This window comes from Acetatifactor sp., from assembly GCF_982438285.1.
Map to the genome: position 1 here is coordinate 1 of NZ_CEWDFQ010000367.1, position 2,917 is coordinate 2,917.

A 2,917-nucleotide genomic window follows, 5' to 3' on the forward strand; every position below is an offset into this window, starting at 1 on the left:
CGGTTTCGGTAAAATACATCATTCATGGTTCCTTTCATAAAAAAAGCCCTCGCTTCATCAACAAAGCAAGGGTGCCACTTCAGTTACAGATTCAGTTGTGGGCCATCCTCCGGTTCAAAGGTAGGGGGGATTTTTCTCAATCTCCGGATAGCCAAACGACAGCTTTTCCGCCAGCTCATCCAGTGCTTTCGACTGTTCAAAGTTGAGAGAGCCGCAGTGATTTCTGGCGTAGTCCACACAGCGATAGAGATTTTCTGCTTCTTCCGGCTGGAACAGGCGTTGTTCCTGGATCAGCCCCGAACGCCGGACGAAAGATTCTTTTGCATATGCATAATTGGGAGAATAATCGCCGCTGGATACATAGCCGCGCTCTTTATCCTGATCCCATGTGGCAAACATGAAACCATGGTTTTCACTGTAGGTTCCGGCCAGGACGATATTCCCATACTCAGCCAGTTTCCGGTAATCATGGACGCCATCCGCATCCATCTGCGGGGCTGCTTCATAGAGGCCCACATACTCACGGATAGCTCTGGCCTCTTGCTGGATCTGATCATAGAGTTCCATCTGGCTCAGTGCTTCAAACTGATCCTCATAAAACCGCAAAAAGCCCTCGGTGGTCTGACGACAGAATGGAGCATCTCCGTGAAAAATGTGGAGCAGACCATCCTGATAGCCATAATATCCGGTACACTCTAATTGAGGGAGGCGGCGGAGCAATTCTGCCTGATAGATTGTCATAGGCTGTATTCACCTCACATTCCCATGGCGAAACCTACATGTTCATCTTCCGATTCATCCTCATCCATGTTTTCATCCTCGTATTCGTCCTCCAGGGCTTCTTCGGTTTCTTCCTCACCCTCATCCTCCAGGGCATCCACTAACATATCTTCATCGTCCTGATCCTCTGGCTCGCCGGTTTCCTCTAGTGGAGACATCTCATCATCCAGTTCTTCGGCATCAGGGCCTTCCTCAGATGTCTCCGGTTCTTCCTGATCGGAGATAGACGGTTCCGCTTCATCCATTTCCTCCGCAGAAGAAGCAGTTTCCGTATCTTCCATTAACTCCTGATCAGCGTCCAACTGCTCAGTATCCTCCAGTTCCTCCGTATCCTCGAAGTCATCCTGGGCCTCGCCGGTTTCCTGACTCTCAGCCAGATCCCGATCCAGTTCCTGCTCAATCAGACCAATGACAAAATCTTTCTGTGTCATGTTATGGCGGTGCAGATAGTCTTTGACGCGCTGAAAAAAACTATCCGGCACTTGAAACGCCAGTGTCCTCATTTCCTCCATGTTTTTCCCTTCCTTTTCATTGATTTTAGGGTGCAGCTCATCCTGCAAAGCCATCGTGACAAACTCCGTCATCGTCATCCCGTGGTCTTGCAGATACTGTGTAATCTCGGCATGCAAAGCCGCATCGACTTTGACCGTAATGCCTTTCTTCCCGTCAGCAGCCACTGTGTTCACCTCTTTCCATGAATTTCTGAATCGCCCTTGTTACAATTTCCTCTACAGGCACTTCCTCAATGGCAGCCTGGATCAAAAGCGGCTCCACCAGCGCCTCCGGAATCTCAATTTCAATTTCCAAATGATTTACCTCCTACATTCCCATGACGGGGCCTTGATCCTCAGTCATGCCGGATTCCTGTTCCTCTGCCAGTTCTTCCTCTGTCAGCTTGCGGAACGAGTCCTCGCCAGGTACAACGCCGAGAGATCTTCCATTGTCAAACGAGCAGTGAAGTGTTCCGATATCATCCACTACTTTGACAGTACCTCTTGTCTGATCCTCGACAGGATTCGGATCTCTGCCCATGCTCAGTAACATGATCCGGGTACCGGGAGGATACTCTGCCTGGTACCGTTTGGCCTGCTGGTGCAGGCGTTCCCATTCATTCATCGCATTCATCTCCATTCCTAAATCACTATTTTCTGAATCCATACACTCCGTGTCATCCCAATTATCTTTACGAAGGGCAAAGTTCTCCACAAGCTGTCTGGGCGTTAAAGGAATATTCGCAGGCTGATTTGTGCGCTCAAACCCATCTTCGCTGATTTCAAACCAGCAATGATCGACCTCGGTATCATACTCATCGAATCTCCTTTCCGGCATCCCGACCTGTCTTGGGATAAAATATTCCCCCATGTCACAGCAATCAAGAATGCTTTGGATTTGCTCCTTGGATAATTCCCCCTGGATAACGCACTCATTATGAACCTTATAGTTACCTGCATCCCGATATAGATAGCAGATCTTGGTGTTCATGGATATGACCTCCTTTCCTTATAGCTTGTAGGATAGGGGGATTTTTCCCATAAAAAAAGCGACCACTCTCATGGTCGTTCCTACCTTACTCTATACACACTTTTTCTTTCTGTTGTGTTTCCTGTACCTATTCGCCCTCCTTCCTCCACGCAATACACCGCTATACACAGATATAACCCTGCTCCATTTTAGGATAGCCGATATAGACCGTGCCGTACTCGTCCCAGTTCTCCGGCGTGGAAATGGTCAGCTCCACCTGGCGGAGGCTCTCGTCCGCATATTCGCGGCTGACGCGGCTGCTCTCGTTGGTCCAGTTCAGGTCCTCGTCGGTATAGGGCTGCACGGGTTCCAGCTTCAGCACGTCCGCGCCCGTCGCCGCGGCGATGTAGTTTGCCGCCGTCTCGGTGTTGCCCGTGGCCGAGAAATAGACCACCAGCACCTTGTCGCCGGCCGCCGGCGCCTGCGTGGGGACGCTTTCCGCCAGCGCGGACGCGCCGCCGAGCGCCAGCATCAGGGTCATCATCATGGCAAGCGCCTTCTTCATCGTTTTCATGGTTTTCTCCTTTCACATTCGGTTCATGTTCTCCAAACAGCCAGCCCATGACATCTTCCGCATGGGCAAACGCCTGTGCGCCCGCGTGCCGGTCCCGAAACC

General features: G+C 50.9%; 5 protein-coding genes. All 5 read right to left on the reverse strand.

Annotated features, from left to right (window positions below; genetic code table 11):
* Nucleotides 1-114: 114 nt before the first annotated feature.
* The 5 genes from AC1WIP_RS13955 to AC1WIP_RS13975 all read right to left on the reverse strand — a co-directional run bounded on the left by AC1WIP_RS13955 (nucleotide 115) and on the right by AC1WIP_RS13975 (nucleotide 2,815).
* Nucleotides 115-741, reverse strand: a complete 627-nt coding sequence (locus AC1WIP_RS13955) for a hypothetical protein (RefSeq protein ID WP_481142395.1) — start codon at nucleotides 739-741, stop codon at nucleotides 115-117.
* Nucleotides 742-755: 14 nt separating this feature from the next.
* Nucleotides 756-1,457 (reverse strand): hypothetical protein, encoded by a 702-nt coding sequence (locus tag AC1WIP_RS13960; protein WP_481142396.1) that lies wholly within the window; start codon nucleotides 1,455-1,457, stop codon nucleotides 756-758.
* Nucleotides 1,447-1,587 carry a hypothetical protein gene (locus AC1WIP_RS13965; protein ID WP_171898497.1) on the reverse strand — a complete coding sequence of 47 codons (141 nt, stop codon included), beginning with the start codon at nucleotides 1,585-1,587 and terminating at the stop codon, nucleotides 1,447-1,449. Before AC1WIP_RS13965 ends, AC1WIP_RS13960 begins: the two co-directional genes overlap by 11 nt.
* Nucleotides 1,588-1,599: 12 nt before the next feature.
* Nucleotides 1,600-2,262, reverse strand: a complete 663-nt coding sequence (locus AC1WIP_RS13970) for a DUF4314 domain-containing protein (RefSeq protein WP_481142397.1) — start codon at nucleotides 2,260-2,262, stop codon at nucleotides 1,600-1,602.
* A 160-nt stretch (nucleotides 2,263-2,422) separates the two neighbouring features.
* The gene (locus AC1WIP_RS13975; RefSeq protein WP_481142398.1) at nucleotides 2,423-2,815 is read right to left on the reverse strand and encodes a flavodoxin; all 393 of its coding nucleotides are present in this window, start codon (nucleotides 2,813-2,815) and stop codon (nucleotides 2,423-2,425) included.
* Nucleotides 2,816-2,917: the final 102 nt, after the last annotated feature.

Excerpts from the sequence above, each read along its gene's own strand:
- AC1WIP_RS13955 (WP_481142395.1), bottom strand. The coding sequence starts at position 741 with ATGACAATCTATCAGGCAGAATTGCTCCGCCGCCTCCCTCAATTAGAG.
- AC1WIP_RS13970 (WP_481142397.1), bottom strand. The coding sequence starts at position 2,262 with ATGAACACCAAGATCTGCTATCTATATCGGGATGCAGGTAACTATAAG.
- AC1WIP_RS13975 (WP_481142398.1), bottom strand. The coding sequence starts at position 2,815 with ATGAAAACGATGAAGAAGGCGCTTGCCATGATGATGACCCTGATGCTG.